The sequence below is a fragment of the Mucilaginibacter pocheonensis genome (assembly GCF_031456535.1).
In the GTDB taxonomy this organism is placed as follows: domain Bacteria; phylum Bacteroidota; class Bacteroidia; order Sphingobacteriales; family Sphingobacteriaceae; genus Mucilaginibacter; species Mucilaginibacter pocheonensis.
Genome location: NZ_JAVDUU010000001.1, coordinates 359,002 through 376,020, shown reverse-complemented (window position 1 = coordinate 376,020; position 17,019 = coordinate 359,002). Strand labels below are relative to the sequence as shown.

General features: G+C 40.6%; 13 protein-coding genes. 6 read left to right on the top strand and 7 right to left on the bottom strand.

What is annotated here, in order from left to right:
• Positions 1–82: 82 nt before the first annotated feature.
• Together J2W55_RS01595 and J2W55_RS01590 are read left to right on the top strand one after the other, a co-directional pair.
• Entirely contained in the window at positions 83–1,186 is a 1,104-nt protein-coding gene (locus tag J2W55_RS01595; protein ID WP_310091199.1) for an AI-2E family transporter, read from the top strand.
• A gap of 271 nt (positions 1,187–1,457) precedes the next feature.
• Positions 1,458–2,039, top strand: a complete 582-nt coding sequence (locus J2W55_RS01590) for a hypothetical protein (protein WP_310091197.1) — start codon at positions 1,458–1,460, stop codon at positions 2,037–2,039.
• A 139-nt stretch (positions 2,040–2,178) separates the two neighbouring features.
• Here J2W55_RS01590 and J2W55_RS01585 read toward each other — a convergent pair whose 3' ends face one another.
• The 5 genes from J2W55_RS01585 to J2W55_RS01565 all read right to left on the bottom strand — a co-directional run bounded on the left by J2W55_RS01585 (position 2,179) and on the right by J2W55_RS01565 (position 10,725).
• The gene (locus J2W55_RS01585; protein ID WP_310091194.1) at positions 2,179–3,516 is read right to left on the bottom strand and encodes a M16 family metallopeptidase; all 1,338 of its coding nucleotides are present in this window, start codon (positions 3,514–3,516) and stop codon (positions 2,179–2,181) included.
• 16 nt (positions 3,517–3,532) lie between these two features.
• Positions 3,533–4,912 (bottom strand): M16 family metallopeptidase, encoded by a 1,380-nt coding sequence (locus J2W55_RS01580; protein WP_310091192.1) that lies wholly within the window; start codon positions 4,910–4,912, stop codon positions 3,533–3,535.
• 160 nt (positions 4,913–5,072) lie between these two features.
• Positions 5,073–5,768: a hypothetical protein gene (locus tag J2W55_RS01575; RefSeq protein WP_310091190.1), complete on the bottom strand. Its 696-nt coding sequence runs from the start codon at positions 5,766–5,768 to the stop codon at positions 5,073–5,075.
• Positions 5,769–5,883: 115 nt separating this feature from the next.
• The gene (locus tag J2W55_RS01570) at positions 5,884–8,790 is read right to left on the bottom strand and encodes a T9SS type B sorting domain-containing protein (protein ID WP_310091187.1); all 2,907 of its coding nucleotides are present in this window, start codon (positions 8,788–8,790) and stop codon (positions 5,884–5,886) included.
• Between the two features lie 90 nt (positions 8,791–8,880).
• Positions 8,881–10,725 carry a UbiD family decarboxylase gene (locus J2W55_RS01565; protein WP_310091185.1) on the bottom strand — a complete coding sequence of 615 codons (1,845 nt, stop codon included), beginning with the start codon at positions 10,723–10,725 and terminating at the stop codon, positions 8,881–8,883.
• 153 nt (positions 10,726–10,878) lie between these two features.
• Between J2W55_RS01565 and J2W55_RS01560 the strand changes: the two genes are divergently transcribed.
• The 3 genes from J2W55_RS01560 to J2W55_RS01550 all read left to right on the top strand — a co-directional run bounded on the left by J2W55_RS01560 (position 10,879) and on the right by J2W55_RS01550 (position 12,467).
• Complete coding sequence (locus tag J2W55_RS01560; protein WP_310093458.1) at positions 10,879–11,715, top strand: sulfite exporter TauE/SafE family protein; 837 nt, start codon at positions 10,879–10,881, stop codon at positions 11,713–11,715.
• Between the two features lie 95 nt (positions 11,716–11,810).
• Positions 11,811–12,191 (top strand): DUF1634 domain-containing protein, encoded by a 381-nt coding sequence (locus J2W55_RS01555; RefSeq protein ID WP_310091183.1) that lies wholly within the window; start codon positions 11,811–11,813, stop codon positions 12,189–12,191.
• Between the two features lie 60 nt (positions 12,192–12,251).
• Complete coding sequence (locus J2W55_RS01550; protein ID WP_310091181.1) at positions 12,252–12,467, top strand: KTSC domain-containing protein; 216 nt, start codon at positions 12,252–12,254, stop codon at positions 12,465–12,467.
• Positions 12,468–12,477: 10 nt separating this feature from the next.
• Here the strand turns inward: J2W55_RS01550 and J2W55_RS01545 are convergent, their stop codons facing one another.
• On the bottom strand, positions 12,478–14,925 hold the full coding sequence (locus J2W55_RS01545) for a TonB-dependent receptor domain-containing protein (protein WP_310091179.1): 2,448 nt from the start codon (positions 14,923–14,925) through the stop codon (positions 12,478–12,480).
• Positions 14,926–15,165: 240 nt separating this feature from the next.
• Here J2W55_RS01545 and J2W55_RS01540 point away from each other — a divergent pair, with 240 nt between their 5' ends.
• Entirely contained in the window at positions 15,166–16,473 is a 1,308-nt protein-coding gene (locus tag J2W55_RS01540) for an alpha/beta fold hydrolase (RefSeq protein WP_310091175.1), read from the top strand.
• Positions 16,474–16,497: 24 nt separating this feature from the next.
• On the opposite strand, the gene J2W55_RS01535 is transcribed toward J2W55_RS01540, so the two are convergent.
• Positions 16,498–16,977, bottom strand: coding sequence for a DinB family protein (locus tag J2W55_RS01535; RefSeq protein WP_310091173.1), 480 nt, complete (start codon positions 16,975–16,977; stop codon positions 16,498–16,500).
• Positions 16,978–17,019 lie beyond the last annotated feature (42 nt).

Sequence of the window (17,019 nt, the reverse complement as noted above, 5' to 3'; positions counted from 1 at the left end):
GGGTGCCGCGTACCCGAATCATTCGCTATACAAAACAATTTCGGCGCCTGCTCCTTAATTGTTTATCTAAACTCCTGCTAATATGCCTGCTGTAAAAGAATACCCTTTCTACCTTAAAAGTACCGTGATCCTGTTCGGGCTTATTTTATTGGTTTACGTTTTTTCGCAACTGGCCGATGTGATGATTCCGCTGGCATTCGCGGCTTTTATTGCCATATTGCTTAACCCGGTATGCAATTGGCTGCAAGGCAAAAAAATACCTAAGATATTCGCTATTCTTATCGCCATGCTGATGGGCGCTATTTTATTAGCCGGCTTGTTCTATTTCCTTTCCAGTCAAATCGTCCAGTTTGGCGATTCGCTGCCTATGCTCAAACAAAAATTTTCCGGGTTGTTTGTTACCCTTAAAGGATGGGTTGCAGCAACATTTAATATTACTGTTCAAAAGCAGGACCAAATGATCAAGGACGCGATGAACAACAGTCAGGCACTGGTTGGCCGGACACTTGGATCAGTGTTGGGAGTATTCGGTTTGATATTTGTAATACCTGTATATGTTTTTTTAACCCTGTTCTATAAAACTCTCATTCTTAATTTCCTTTTTGAAGTATTTTCAGAAGAAAACTCCAAACAGGTGGCCGAAGTTTTAAAAGAAACCAAAATGGCCATACAAAGTTATTTACAGGGTTTACTGATAGAAATGATTATCGTTGCCATACTCAATTCGACGGCATTGATGCTGCTTGGGGTAAAATACGGCATCCTGATAGGTGTTATAGGAGCCATACTGAACCTGCTCCCGTATATTGGCGGTATCATAGCTATCGCGTTACCGGTACTTATGGCTACGGTTACTAAAGACGGTTACGCCACCCAGTTAGGTGTAATAATTGCTTATCTGGTTATCCAGTTTATTGATAATAACATACTGGTGCCCCGCATCGTATCGTCAAAAGTGCAAATCAATGCACTTATTTCTATAGTTGTGGTACTGCTGGGTAATTTGCTGTGGGGATTATCGGGCATGTTCCTGTCTATCCCTTTCATAGCGGTATTAAAAATTATTTTTGATCGTATTGATGGCCTTAAACCATGGGGCAAACTGCTTGGCGATACCATGCCAACCCGATACAAAGGCGAAATATGGGGGCGCAGGAAAAAAGCAGTACTACCACCACCCAAATAGCTTACTAACGTTTAACGATTACTTAAAAGCCTATATATCTATGGTAATTATTTCTTATACCTATTAATACACATGCTATACGTATTAATATACATATTATGCTAAAACCGCGTGATCTTTAAAGGCTTTGCTACCATTATAACCCACTTATTACCAGCCAATTTTAAATTAACAAAACCATTATTAAGTATGAATATTTTCAATGGCACACCTATTGTTAATAATTACTTATTAAAATTTACCAAGGGTTAAAAATTTAAAGAACAACGCTATGAAAAAGTTTACATTATTGGCCATATTGGCATTTATCGGAATTAGTTATAGCGCGACCGCGCAAATTCAGAAAGGGAATGTTTTGATGGGGGGCGATATTGGTAACCTGTCGCTGGGCCTTAATAGTCCCAGTACATTTACAGCTGATATTACGCCCAAAGCCGCCTGGTTTGTAAAAGACAATGTTGCCTTGGGTGCATATGGTCGGTTTGGTATCTCTACCGAAAAAGGTACCGGATCAGATGTTAGATATGGCATAGGTGCGTTGGGCCGTTATTACACCGGCTCGGACGTTGAGGTACTAAAACACGGCCGCATATTTGGCGAAGCAAATGTTGGCCTGGGAGGTCAAAACCTGCGCGGACCCGGCGGCTCAACAAATGGCTTAGAATTGGGCTTTGGCCCGGGGTTTGCCTACTTTGTTACCCCAAGCATTGGTTTAGAAACCCTGTTGAAGTACAATGGAGTAGTTGGTTTCGGCAGTTCGGCTTATCAGCATAGTCTTACCCTAAACTTTGGCTTCCAGATCTACCTGCCAGGGCAGGGAACCATGAACAAAGTAAAAAGCGACGTAAGATAAGTGCACATATTTACTCATAAAAAAGCCAGGCAATATATTGCCTGGCTTTAAATTTGGTAATAAGGCTGCAAAAGATTTCTTTATAAAATCATCCGCCATAGACGTGCGCCTATATTTTTAGTAGTTGCCTTAACTAATGTTAATGACTCACCGGGTTGTCGCCTTTATTTAAGGTTCCGTTGATATAAAGTAGCTGGTTTACCTTTTTAGGATCGCCCTGGTAAACCCAAATAATATTATTGATATACTTACGGAAAGCGTCGCTCACTTCTTCAAGCGTTAGCTTTTTAACATCGTCAACCAATGTTAACGAGCGTTTCCAGTTGTTGAACAGTACTTCATTTGATGCAATTGATGAAGCCTGTGCACTATTGGTTTCGTTCTTATAATAAAAACCGGTAAGGTAGGTGATCTTCATGTTGGCAACTTCATCTGCCTTAAATCCTTCTGATTTTATTTTGTCAACCAGCTTATCAAATACAGCAATGTATTTATCAGGCTGGGTGGTTGATACCGAAAACTTGGCAACAGATGTTTGCCCAACGCTAAACCAGGCTTGCGGCGCGTATGATAACCCGTTATTGGTACGCACATCTAAAAAATGACGGTTGGCAAATATGCGCATTGCCACGTTAAAGGCATCAAAATCGGCAGTGCCGGGTTGCGGACCGCTGGTAATGCCCTCTACGTAATTTGTAGCCAGATCCCTTGATTCGGCATTGAACGAATTTTTATATGCTCTGAAAAAGGATTTTTTTAATTCAAAAGGCGCGCCTTGCTTAATACCGCTCAGCATGGCCTTTACTTTTGCTTCAATCAACGCCTTGTCCAGATCAGCCACTACCACGATCACTAAACGAGACCTGGTTAATATCGACTGATAGTAGGCTTTAGTTTCTTCAGGTGTTAATTTGGTAATAATGTCAACGGTACCCCTGGGGTCCTTAGCATAATCACGGTTGGCAAAAGCTACCTTATCGGCATATTTGTCAATGGCGTTATCAGGCTGCGAGTCCTCCTGTTTGATATTGTTTATGGCATCCTGTTTTATGCGGGTAAACTCTTTAGCATCAAATTTAGGCTGTGTTAATGCTTCAACGTATAATGGCCAAACCACATCAAAATCGCCTTTGATGCAATTCATTCTTAAAACAGAAAAATTTTTGTTGCTGCTGCCCGCAACGGTAGCGCTCACTTTGTCCAACTGGTCTTTAAAGCTGTTTTTATCATGCTTTAATGTTCCGCACTCTGTAAGCGCGTTAATAGCCATTGACTCGATGCCCATTTTAGCGGCGCTGTAATTTTGTACACCACCTTTTATAATGGTTTGTATCTCTACAATATCATTACCGCTTGGCTGCACAATTACTTTTACACCGTCAACCGTAGTTTCATAAGCTTTATTTTGTGCCTGTACGGTCTTTATATTTCCTATCGCCGCTGCAATCAGCAGGGTGAATATATATTTCTTCATCATTGATAAGATTTAAATTTTACTTAGCTACAAAAAACGAAGCTACATTTTGTTGTTTACTTAACGCAGGCGCTATGATTATCCCTGCCGCATATGGTTTGCCTATAATATAGGTGCTCAGGTATTTCTGTATATCGGCTCGGGTCACTTTCTGGTAATTGCTATCCAGATCAGTATAATATTCAAGCGATGTGCTGCACCACTGATAACTCATCTGGCTTGCTAAACGTGAGGGTTTCTCCTTTTGATGGATGCTGTTGCGCAGTAAAATAGCTTTGGCATCCTTTAGCTGTTCATCAGTAAAATAATCAGCACTTGACCACTGGCTTAGCTGGTTCATCAATTCGTCATAGCATTCCTTTAATTTATTGGGGTTGGGTACCACGGTGATATCAACCGGACCAACATAACGGCTTGTAGAGTAACTCACATACACACCACTGGCCAACCCTTTATCAACCAGGGCCTGCTGAAGTTTTGACGAGTTAAGACCAAGAATGGTTGAAAACACATCTGCTGCTACAGTTGAGGCAGAATCAGTTAAATAAGATGGCCCCTGCCATGAAAACTGCATATAAGGTGTTTGAGCAATAGTGCTTTCCTTTATAAAATACTCGCTTTTGGTAAGTGGTTTAAACGGAGGGATCGGATATTTTTCATGCGGGTTAAATCCGCTGCTGGCCCAGTCGCCAAATATACTTTCGGCCAGGGCAAAAGCCGCATCATGTTTTACATCGCCGCAAATGGTAAGCAGGCTGTTATTGGGGAAATAATACTTGTCTTTAATGATCATCATTTTTTCGGGCGTAGCCGTGTTGATCACTTCATGTATCCCGATAGGATTTTTACGGGTGATAAGATCGCCCCAAAGCTTTTGTTGTATGCCATACCAAAGCTGGAAACCAGGGTCGCTCTCGGCGCGCTGAAACTCGCCGTCAACCACCGGACGTTCCTTTTTCATATCCTCTTCGCGGTATATCGGGAACCGGATAGCGGCATTCATAAATTTTAAACCGGCTTTAAGGCTGTCCCTGTCAAATGTAAAAAAGTAATTAACACGCTCCACATCCGTGGTTCCATTCCAAATGGCGCCCAGCTCCTGTGTACGTTTTAAAAATACTTCCTGATTAGGATAATCCTTGTTGGCTTTAAAAAACATGTGCTCAAACAGGTGGGATAACCCGCTGTACTCGGGGCCTTCTGTATAGGCGCCGTTCTTTACAGCAATTTCAATAGTGGCCAGCGGCACTTTGCTGTTTTCAATAACCACAACTTCCAATCCGTTTGAAAGCTTTTTCCAGAAGTACCCTTCCGGCAATCGGGGTTGTGCTATTGCACAGCAAAAGCTAAATACCCCTGCAACACTTAGTGCTAAAATTTTGGTAAGATTTCGGGTCATATAGTTATAATATTTTAAACACTATAAATATATCCTTATATTCTATAAAACGTGAAGGTTTTACATGAATTAAGCCATGCTTTTAAACTAAAATCCGGGGGTAAAGTGATTTTCGCACATTTTATTTATTAAATGCTGTTTTTATACCACAGCGGCCATATTAAATACCCGATTTGATGCTATTGTAAGGTACTCCAAGATCATCAACAGAGTATTGGGTGAGCACACTATCCTTTAATGTACAATAGTCGCCGCGGTGAGTAACAATCAACTTTTCAACACCATCCCTGTTATCGCGCATCGGTACCGTTGCCGACACCACCTTGCCTGCGGCATCCAGCTCAATGATATAAATTTCGTGCTTAGGGTCATTAGGTTCTGTAAAGGGAATAATAACGGTTTGATTATTATCGTCAACAAAACGGCCCAGTATATTTTTGCCTTGTATTTCTTTAGGGTTTAAACCAAGCAGTTGCTTTGCCGCTTTATCAGATAAGCCTGTAATTTTTAACCGCACCACATTTCCTTCGGCATCTTTAAGCGTATCCTGCATGGTAACTACTTCCGTATTGGGATATTTGGCTATAGCATAAAAATTATTCGTGCTTGTATTTTTATCGTTATGGCCGGGTAGCATATAACAAAGCTGCAGGTTAGTTAATGCCGAACTGTCTGATTTAATTTTCGAAGCGATACTCAACAGGTCATCCTGGTTTAAACGACCATTGATATTTACGGTAAGCTTACTGGCTGTATCACTTTTAACCAACCTTGATATGGTGTAATGAGGCACTTTCTTTTTTGTACAGCCAAAAGCCACCAGCACCAATATTAAACAAAACAGAAAATTTTTCATATGCAGCAAAGATAACCGTTGATTTTGATGATTGCGCCTATCCTATTGATTTTTGACCCCAGCTTGATTTGCCAGCTAATTATTTACCGCCATATTTTGGTCTTTTAAGAAATCGTTACCTGATGAGTGTTACATATCCTTTTTGATGGTTGCTTTTCCCATCGGGCATTTGGTAAGTGGCAATCCAATAATATACCCCAAAAGGTGCCGAAGTGCCCTTGCTGGTTCCATCCCATCTGTTAAAAATACTTTGCGACTGAAACACCTGGCTACCCCAGCGATTATATATTACCAGTTTAAAACTAAGGGGATTGCTTTCCTGGTTTGCTCCAAAAAAATCATTTATCCCATCGCCATTAGGTGTAAAGGTATTGGGGAATACCACAGGCTCGCATTTATCCTGCAGTACATTAACATCAAGTTCGTCTAAAATACAATCCTGCTGGTTAAGTATAGTAAAGTGATTTGGACCGGGAGTTAAACCTTTAATGGTTTCGTCAATATTATAAATATTAATGCCGTTTTTTACCTTAACAGCTCCCCTGGCATCGCCATTAATGGTGAATTTTATTTCGCCAAGCAAAGTACATACGGCACTTTTAACTTTGTAAGTTATCGCGGGCTTATTCAACGTAAAATCAGGTACTATTACCTCCCGTTCTTTATGGTCGCCTCCCGATGAATTGACTACTAATGTGTAAGTACCAGGTGTTAGAAAATCAAATACCCCCGTGGTATTACTCTCATTGTTCAGGATATAAGTATAAGTATCAGGGTGCACCTGTGTGATTACTTTTACACTGGCCTGGCCATAGGCGTTACATTCGGCCTGCACTTGCACTTCATTTATTACTATGGGCGGGCAATTATCCTGCTGTAGCGTATGGTCCTTTTCGTCAGCTATGCATCCGTTTGCTTTTAAAATTGTAAAATGATAATTGCCGGCATCTAATCCTGTAAATGTGTGGTCGAAGTCAAAAACCTGACCATTGTACCTTATTTTGTATAGTGCATTGGCCGTCCCTGCGCTAAGTTTAATACTGCCTTTAGCATCGCATAATGGCTTGGTATCAATAAAGGTTATAGCGCGACCGTTTTTTGAATAATCAGGCACTACAACAGCTTGATTGACGGGCTGTTCAACGCCATCTGATACTATAGTTAATGTATAATTACCCGGCAACAGATTGTTAAAAACCCCGGTTACATTAGTTGTTCCGTTTAAAATATAAGTGTAATTAGCCGTATGGGTTGCTGTAGATATTTTCACATTACCGCGGTTAAAAATATCACATTCAGGCTGGATAGCTACATCCGTAATAGCTATTGGCGGGCAATTATCCTGCTGTAATGTGTAATCCTTTTCATCAACTATACATCCGTTTTGATTTAAAATAGTAAAATGATAATTGCCGGCATCTAATCCTGTAAATGTGTGATCGAAGTCAAAAACCTGACCATTGTACCTTATTTTGTATAGTGCATTGGCCGTCCCTGCGCTAAGTTTAATGCTGCCTTTAACTTCGCACCGTGGCTTGGTATCAATAAAGGTTATAGCAGGGCCGTTTTTTGAATAATTAGGTACTACAACAGCTTGATTGACGGGCTGTTCAACGCCATCCGATACAATAGTTAATGTATAATTACCCGGCAACAGATTGTTAAAAACCCCGGTTACATTAGTTGTTCCGTTTAAAATATAAGTGTAATTAGCCGTATGGGTTGCTGTAGATATTTTCACATTACCGCGGTTAAAAATATCACATTCAGGCTGGATAGCTACATCCGTAATAGCTATTGGCGGGCAATTCCCCAGTGTTAGTGTATAATTTTTTTCGTCGGTAATACAGCCATTTTGGTTTAATATAGTAAAATGATAATCACCGGCCGATAGATCGCTAAAAACATGATCAAAACTGTATATCTGATTGTTAAACCTAATACTATGTGTCGAATTTTCAGCTCCTGCATCAAGTTTAATACTGCCCTTTTTTGAGCAAACCGGATTGTCTTTTGTGACACTTATAATAGGATTGCCAATTGTATAATCCGGCACAGTCAAATTAACAGGATTTGGAGGTTCTGTACCATCTGACGTAATAGTTACAACATAATTACCGGGGCTAAGATTGCTAAAAATACCTGTTTTATTGGTTTGGCCCGTATTTAAAGTATAAGTGTATTGACTTGTATGCGGCTTGGTTACAATCTCTGCATGTCCTTTATTAAATATATCACACTCCTGCTTGATACTTATATGATCGATTTGGATATATTTCACATCACCTGCTTCGCCATCACTTGCCGCGTCCAGCGTGTCATATGGCAGGGCGCCAACAACAGCTTTAATGCGCCGGCTTTGCATATTTAGCTCATAAATACGATGTACCGGATAGTCACTAATAGCGTACATTTTAGTAACACCATTTATTGATGCAGCTGTTAAACTATAAATGACTTCATTGGGAATAGGTATATACAATGTGCTTAGGGCAGCATTTGCTAAATTGACCTTGATTATGCCCCTACCCGATACCATATATAATTCATTGTTATAAAACGCCAGATCTCCAGCTGCATTATAAGGCATGGTTCCTAAAAAAATCGCCCTTTTAGTGCCCGGGTTAAATGAATATAACCTGTTAGCGGCTGCATAATATAATATACCTTTCTTGTCAATAGTAAGCGCATTGCCAAAATTAGCTGCTCCCAAAAAAACACAATTGGTAATGGTAGGTGAATTACCACCCGTTATATCACCAACAAACATCGAAGAACCACTACTGTAATATAATTTATTGCCCAATATGGCTATGGAAAAAAAATCATTGGCTCCGCAACCGCCAACACGTACTGATACAGGGCCATTAGGAGTTAAGGTGACGCGCTGCAGAGGTATCTTGGATCCGTTTTTAGAAGCCGCTATATAAAATTGCTGGCTATAGCCTTTAACAACCGTTAAAAAGAAAATAACAAAAAAGAATAGCGCCCTTTTAAAAGAAGCAGTAATAGTGTAAGGCAAGGGTTCAGTTTTATGGGATAAATATAAAAAATATTACCTCACGAAGATATTACCCCACAAAATTAAATTCGATCGTTACTTTTCAGCTGCCTAAATGATCCCGTATAATGCCCCGCCCTTCTCGCCCATTTTGTCAACCTGTTTTTCAACCTCAGGATTCTTTTCCAGTACAGGAGCATGGTGTGGTTTAATACGGGCATCAATAATGAACGGACCGGTACATCCCCAGTGCTTGTGCTCGGTATAGCTGCCTATGCCATATATATCATGCGACGGGTTACTGCGGGTAAAGGTTACCCAAACAAAATTATTTACATTTTCGGCAGCAAACGCGGCATCATCACAAAGCACCATGAGCACAAGGCCATCCAGATCATCTTCTTCCTCTTTTAATCTGTATTCTATAATGCTGATGATGTTATCAATATCTTTATGGTTTACGTGCGCGGGTACTTCTACCATCAGCACACCCGGCAGGGCCATTTTATAATTGCCAACCGGCCGTGGCAGATCGAACCAGGATGGCAGTTCTGTCCAAAGTTTACGTTTGATGTCACCTGCAACAGTAATAGCCACTTTGCTGCCGGCATTTAGTCCGCTGCCGCTGTAATCAAGGGTATCAATGGTGGTACGGGTATAGAAGTGCAGATCGCGGGTAAGATCAATCCGCTGCAGTATGTGGTTTAAAAACGCAGCGATGTTATTTATATCCAAACCGGGGTCATCTTCTTTAGCCGCGATAAACAGGTATTTGGCCAAACTAAGCTGACTTTTACCCAGTATATGATTGGCAATGGTTAGTATTTCCTGCGGTTTACGTTCTTTTATATAAGGTGTATAACGCTCGCTGCCGATGGCGAATAACAAAGGGTGAACACCTGCGGCATCAACCGCATTAACGGCATGCAAACCCGGGATCTCCTTAGGTATTGCCGCGCCGCTTATTTCATGGATAAGTGCCCCAAAGCTGGTATCCTCCTGTGGTGGCCTGCCAACCACAGTAAATGACCATACGGCATCTTTACGATGGTACACATTGTGTACCTTTAGCAGCGGGAAAGGATGCACCAGGCTATAATAACCCAGGTGATCGCCAAACGGCCCTTCAGGTTTATTGTCATGAGGCATTACTGTTCCGGTGATCACAAAATCAGCATCTGCCGAAATACAGAAACCCTCGTTATCATAAAAATAACGAAAACGGCGGTTACCTAAAGCTCCGGCAAAGGTCATTTCTGATAATCCTTCGGGCAATGGCATTACCGCGGCTACGGGGTGTGCGGGCGGACCGCCAACAAATATACTTACTTTTAGGGGCTGCCCTTTGGCGTTTGCCTTGGTTTGGTGTACACCTATGCCACGGTGTATCTGATAATGTAAACCTATCTCCTGGTTTAAAATATAATCGTTGCCGGCAAGCTGTATGCGGTACATACCCAGGTTGGCATTCATGATACCTGGTTTATCAGCATCTTCGGTGTATACCTGCGGCATGGTTATAAAGGGGCCACCATCCATGGGCCAGTTTACTATTTGCGGAATATCGCTGATGTGGCAACGGCTAAAATTACGAAGTGTACCGGCAGGCTTTTTCATGGGCAGGGCCGACAATGCCGTGAGCCCCATATCAGCGTATTTAAACGGATGTTTGATAGCTTTTATAGGATCGTTTTTGAGTTCAACCAGCGTTTTGATCTTGTCAAGCGTGTCCCTGAAAATAAATTTCGACCGATCAAGCGTGCCAAAAAGGTTTGATACCGCAGGAAATTTACTTCCCTTCACATTTTCAAAAAGTATAGCAGGCCCCTGGTTCTCAAATACACGAAGATGAATAGCTGCCATTTGCAGGTATGGATCAACTTCCTCCTTAATACGAATTAAATGACCATTTTTTTCGAGATCGGCAATACAGGCCTGTAAACTTTTATAACCCATGCACGAAAGTAATAATATTAAGTCATTCGGTCATTTAGTCAATAAATGGTTAATAAATTTTACAATTCATTTATGGTTATCAAAACAATGACCAACAACACAATGACCTAATAAAAAAGTTCTTACTTTCGCAATTCAACTTGGCTGCAAATGATGTCGGTAATAGTATTTACGCTTATCATATTTATCGGCTCGTACTTTGCGGGTTTATTGGGCTCGTTAACTGGCCTGGGCGGTGGTTTTGTTATTATTCCACTGCTTACATTGGTATTGCACGTAGATATTCATTATGCAATAGGCGCGTCGCTGGTATCAGTAATAGCCACATCCTCAGGTTCTGCGGCGGCGTATGTAAGGGAGGGTATCACCAACATCAGGTTAGGTATGTTCCTTGAAATTGCCACTACCACAGGCGCTATGGTTGGCGCTCTTGTAGCTGTTTATATCCCTACCAACTTTATAGCGGTTTTATTCGGGGTGATCCTTATTACATCGGCTATAATGTCATTACGTAAAAAGGCAGAGCAGATAAACCAGGAAAAAAATGAACTGGCCGAAAAATTAAAGCTCAACAGCAGTTACCCCACCGCCAGCGGAACAGTAGCTTACAGCGTAAAAAATGTTGGAGGCGGTTTTTTTATGATGCTTTTTGCGGGTGTTATATCAGGCCTGCTTGGTATTGGCTCCGGCGCCCTGAAAGTGCTGGCTATGGATACCGTTATGCGTATACCTTTCAAGGTATCAACCACTACCAGCAATTTCATGATAGGTGTTACTGCCGCGGCCAGCGCTGTGGTTTATTTACAACGGGGATATATTGATCCCGGCTTATCAATGCCGGTAGCCATAGGTGTTCTTGTGGGGGCATTAAGCGGATCAAAGATATTGGTGCATACTACTTCATCGGGGTGGCTGCGCTGGGTATTTGCTGTTGTGGTAACCTTTTTGGCATCGCAAATGATATATAACGGATTTATGGGAAAAATATAATTTAAACCGCTAATAAATATTGAGGCCATTTATTGGCACTTTATTATGATAAACACGGTAATTATAAATCAGTAAATTTATTGGTTAAATAAAGGATGAGTAATTTTAAAGATAATGATATGCAGGCCGTTATTGGCTGGATACTGCGCATTGGTGTGCTGCTATCAATGAGCGTCATTTTTATCGGCGGTGTTATATACCTGTACCGGCACGGGCACATACCGGCTGATTACCATACTTTTAAAGGTGTTCCTGACTTTGTAACAACCGCACCAGCATTAATTAACGGTATTTTCACTTTACGGGGCAGGGCTATTATACAGGCGGGTATAGTTTTATTAATAGCTACTCCGATAATACGGGTGGTATTTTCGGCAGTAGGCTTCGTGCTTGAAAAAGATTACCTGTACACGGGCATAACCCTATTGGTTTTATTTATTATTTTGGCAAGTATGCTCAGCGGCCACGCTGGTTAATTTTTTTTCAAAATAACAATTATTAAAACTTTTTTTGCCTTGCATATATTATAATATATTATGCAAAGACGTGTTGTTAATTCATCTGCGCTAAATAGTTTAGGTTACGATCCTTCTGCCAGAATTTTAGAAGTGGAGTTTAGAGACAGCGGCGGGATATGGCAGTACTTTGGCTTTACTACAACAGCGTATAAAAAATTTATTAACTCCGAATCATTAGGCAATTATTTTGTTACTAAAATTAAAGGTAAGTACCCTGAACTGCGTATCAGGTAGATAAATGTTTTTAATTGCCTGTTCTTCGTAGTTCATCGTCATTACCGGTATTATGCCTGATTGCCGATTTAATGGATGTTTTACCAAAACGATAGGTAAAATTAAGGAGCACTCTGCGCGTTTCCCTTTTATTTATCCCACTAAGGTTAATGTTTTGGTACATAATACGATACCGTTCCCTATCGCTGTTAAAAATATCAATAATGTTAAGTTTTATGTTGCCCCGGTTGCCAAACACAAGTTTGCTTATACCCGCATTTACGGTATAACTTTGTTTAAGCTGGTTAACTCCATATAACGTTGGCGACTCATACCTACTGGATATCTCCGCCAAAACACTGCTGCTTAGCGTAAAATTTTGCGTGCTGTTAAAAATAATATCCTGTGAAGCTCTATTAAAATTCCCGTTTATGGCATAAGCCGTGTAACGCAGGTACGAAGCATCAAGGTTAAAGCTGGCGTTCCACCAATGATTAAACTGCACCGGTGCGTAAAAAGTAGCGCCATAAACGAATATCCTGCCAAAATTTTTGCGGATGGTTACATTTACCTTTGTTGAGTCATCCTGCTCGTAAACAGGAAAGTCATAAGCATCATTGGTAATATTATAATACAGTGTAGTTATAAAGGTTTGGTTATATGTGTGCGATAATTGTAAAGAGTTGGTGTATTCGGGCTTTAAGTTAGGGTTACCCGAAACATAATCATACAAATCGGTATAATATAAAAAAGGGTTGATGTCTTGATAATCAGGGCGATGAATACCTCGGCTGTAACTCAAGTTAAATACATTTTTTTTATTGGCCTGATAGTTTAACTGCAGTTGCGGAAAGATATTGAAATACTTATTTTTATTGGTTGCCAATTTGGCCTTACCTATTCCTGTGGAACGCCCCATCGAGCTTGTGTTTTCGGCCCGAAGGCCTGCGGTTATATCAAGTTTTCCTATTTTGCTCACATAGTTCAGGTAACCCGCGGTCACAATTTCAGTATATAAAAAACGATTGGTATAGTCAGGGTCGGCCTCGTAAATTTCATTAACAAGCGGCCCAAATATTAAATTATTATCACTTTGTATATGATTATATTTTAGCCCGGCTTCAACTCTTGTGTTTTTTGAGAACGGGTTCACATAATCTATTTTTGACGTCCAGATATGTATGTTTGAGGGCGAAAGATTTTCCAGCTGTAAGGCGTCACGATATTTGATCCCGGCTGGTGTATAAAAATTATTGGTGATGTACTCGTTTGAATGGCGGCTATAAGTAGAATAATTTAAATCGGCCGACAAACTTCTGCCACTTTTATCCAATACCCCGTTGTAGTTAATATTATAATTTAAAAAGCTGGTGCCGCGGTCAAGTGCCGATGTAGCAATGATCACTGAATCAAGCTGGTTTTGGTTGGATATTTTTAAGCGGTTATCCTTTGAAAAATCATCGGTATGAACAATCCCGCTTACCAGCAGCCCGATGGTTTGATTAGATGATATGGAATAATCAGCACCCACTTTGAAGTTATGGTTGTATAATTTTTGAATATTATTGTAATCGACATTGTAATTACTCAAAATGTTATCAAAAAAAATATCCCTGTCGGTATTTATGTAACGACTGGTTTTATTAGCGTCCAGCGAGTAGTTACCGAATATATTAAGCTTAGCGGTACGGTTGTTAAAAACTATGCCAGCCCTGCTTTTATAATATTTGCCATATCCGAAGCCAGCTGTAACCGATCCGTTAGTACCAATATTAGTACCTTTTTTTTGTATTATATTTATGATGCCGCCCCCCGATGCATCATACTTTGCCGAAGCGCTGGTGATCATTTCAATTTGATCAATATTACTGCTTTGCATGCCGCGTAGCAGGTTTACCAGGTCATCGCCGGTTAAGTTTGTAGGCTTACCGTCAATAGTTATTAAAGCGGGCTGCCTGCCGCTGATACTCAAGCTTTCGTTACCGCTGTTTACGTGTACTCCCGGCGATTGCCTGAGCACATCATACGCCGAATTACCCTCGGCTACTACACTGTTCTGTACGTTAAGTACTATTTTTCCTGGTTTTACCTCAATATAAGGTCTTCGGGCTACAATTTTGATCTCCTTTAACTGATTATTCTGCAGTTTTAAAACCAGGTTAGGAATTGTTATACTTTGACCGGCTAAAACATTATAAGGCCCCGAATAAACTTTATTACTCCCTATACTGGTAGCTAAAAGCAAATAAGTATTAGCACTGATATTGTTAAACACAAAAGCGCCGGCTCTATCGGCCAGGCTTGATTGTACTATAGAGGAGTCGGCATATTTGAGAAGTACAACGGTGGCGGCCTCAGCAGCCTCGTTATTTTCCATCAATACTTTGCCTTGTATTGCCGAAGGTTTTGTTTGTGCAAAAGAAAAACAACACATTCCCATCAGAAACGCAGAAAACAAACTCGCAAATAAAACCTTCATTAATAACAGTGTAGATTCGTATTATTTTTCAGATTTGAAAAATGTATTGCAATATAGTAACAATATGTTAAAACAAATAAACGCCCACCCACAATTAACATATATAATAATTATTTCATAGCTCTTAATATAACACCTGTTTTTGACACGAAACAGGAACATTTAAATTAGATAAAAGCAACCTGATTTTTATTTAATTTCGACCCAACGCATCATTGAACAATTTGATAAACCATAAGCATGAAAAAAGTAGGTCTTTTTATCCTGATCATTTGTTTTGCAACAAGCCTGTCCGCGCAATCAGAACCAGCTAATTATGTGGTTGCCCTGAACAAGTTTAAACAGTTGTATAATAACAATCAGCCCGATAGCATCTTTAACATGTTTAGTCCTGAAATGAAGGCAGCCTTGCCATTGGATAATTTTAAAAGTACCACCCTGCAATTAAAGTCGCAGCTTGGTAAACTTTTACAAACCGATTTTGTAAAATATGAAGCGCCGCTGGCTTATTATAAAGCTATTTTTCAAAAAGGTACCTTTTTATTAAACCTGTCTGTAAACTCGCAAACCCAGTTTACGGGTTTGCTACTAAAACCTTATCAGCCGGCTGCAAATACTTCGGCTGCTCCATCTGTACCAACTATTCCTACTGATCCATCCATAACAGAATCGCCTGTATCGTTAAAAACCCTTTCAGGTTCTATATCCGGCACTTTGGCCATGCCTAAAAATGCTGCGGACAAAATACCTGTAGTGCTTATTATAGCCGGCTCGGGCCCAACTGACCGTGATGGTAATAATACTAAAGGCGGTCTAACGGCCAACACTTATAAAATGATCGCTAATGAGCTTGGTAAAAACGGCTATGCTTCCCTACGATATGATAAGCGGCTTGTTGGTCAAAGTATAAGTTCTACTAAAGAATCTGAACTGCGGTTTGAGGATTATATTGAAGATGCGGTAGGCTTGATCAACATGCTGAATGATGACCAGCGTTTTTCGAAGATCATTATATTAGGCCATAGTGAAGGTTCACTGGTGGGTATGATGGCTGCATTTGAGCAGCCGGTAAAAGCATTTATATCTGTAGCCGGCGCAGGCGACTCCGCCGATAAGATCATGACAGAACAAATGAAATCGCAGCCTCAATGGATTGCCGATGGATTTAACCGCATGCTTGATAGTTTAAAAAGAGGCAAAACCACTGACAATATTGACCCGGCACTTTATTCAGTTGCACGGCCAAGCGTGCAAAAATATCTGATGTCATGGTTCAGGTATAACCCTACCCGCGAGATCAAAAAAATAAAGATCCCTATCCTGATTGTACAGGGTACCACCGATCTGCAGGTAACTGTAGCTGACGCCGAAAAACTAAAGAAGGCGAAATCTGATGCTGTGCTTTCCATAATTCCGGGCATGAACCATGTTTTAAAAGAGGCCCCGGCTGATAAGGCCTCCAATATAGCCACTTATGAAAAGCCTGATCTGCCCCTTAAGCCTGAGTTTGTAAAAGCAATGATCAGTTTTTTAAGTAAGATAAAGTAAGGATACATAGCCCGACAAGAGGAATTACCAGGCATCCAACAACCTTCTTATTATAATAATTTCGGCAACATGATAAGCGGTATGATCAGCGGCCTGTAACGCTTCGCGCAAAATATTTTGACCATCGCCATGTGGTATTTTTTCAAAAAGATCTTCATTTCTTACCAGTGCTGCCAGTTCATCACGGTCGGCCGCTATTTGCTTAACGGCATTGTTCCATTCTTCATCGCTTTTAGGGCTATTTTCTTTTGGCCAGTAATCATCCGGCCAGTTTGGCGACTCATGGCTACCATTTTTGCAAAACTCCAGCATATCCCATTGAGCAATGCGTATATGTTCAACCAGTTGCCAAATACTGTAAGGTAACTTGTCAGGCTTAACACCTCTGAGGCCGGCAGGCAAACCAGATAACGCTTTTGTTAAGTCGGCATGGGCATTACCCCCGTTTAACAGGTGGAGCAGCTCGTCAATCAATATCTTATGTTCACTGTTTGTTGTTTTCATATTGGTTAAAGTAACAAATTAATCAACGGTTTGATTTATATG

Bases quoted from the DNA above. Each gene is read 5' to 3' on its own strand.
- J2W55_RS01575 (WP_310091190.1), bottom strand. From the start codon at position 5,768: ATGAAAAATTTTCTGTTTTGTTTAATATTGGTGCTGGTGGCTTTTGGC.
- J2W55_RS01595 (WP_310091199.1), top strand. From the start codon at position 83: ATGCCTGCTGTAAAAGAATACCCTTTCTACCTTAAAAGTACCGTGATC.
- J2W55_RS01580 (WP_310091192.1), bottom strand. From the start codon at position 4,912: ATGACCCGAAATCTTACCAAAATTTTAGCACTAAGTGTTGCAGGGGTA.
- J2W55_RS01550 (WP_310091181.1), top strand. From the start codon at position 12,252: ATGCAAAGACGTGTTGTTAATTCATCTGCGCTAAATAGTTTAGGTTAC.
- J2W55_RS01540 (WP_310091175.1), top strand. From the start codon at position 15,166: ATGAAAAAAGTAGGTCTTTTTATCCTGATCATTTGTTTTGCAACAAGC.
- J2W55_RS01560 (WP_310093458.1), top strand. From the start codon at position 10,879: ATGTCGGTAATAGTATTTACGCTTATCATATTTATCGGCTCGTACTTT.
- J2W55_RS01555 (WP_310091183.1), top strand. From the start codon at position 11,811: ATGAGTAATTTTAAAGATAATGATATGCAGGCCGTTATTGGCTGGATA.
- J2W55_RS01545 (WP_310091179.1), bottom strand. From the start codon at position 14,925: ATGAAGGTTTTATTTGCGAGTTTGTTTTCTGCGTTTCTGATGGGAATG.
- J2W55_RS01565 (WP_310091185.1), bottom strand. From the start codon at position 10,725: ATGGGTTATAAAAGTTTACAGGCCTGTATTGCCGATCTCGAAAAAAAT.
- J2W55_RS01535 (WP_310091173.1), bottom strand. From the start codon at position 16,977: ATGAAAACAACAAACAGTGAACATAAGATATTGATTGACGAGCTGCTC.
- J2W55_RS01585 (WP_310091194.1), bottom strand. From the start codon at position 3,516: ATGATGAAGAAATATATATTCACCCTGCTGATTGCAGCGGCGATAGGA.
- J2W55_RS01590 (WP_310091197.1), top strand. From the start codon at position 1,458: ATGAAAAAGTTTACATTATTGGCCATATTGGCATTTATCGGAATTAGT.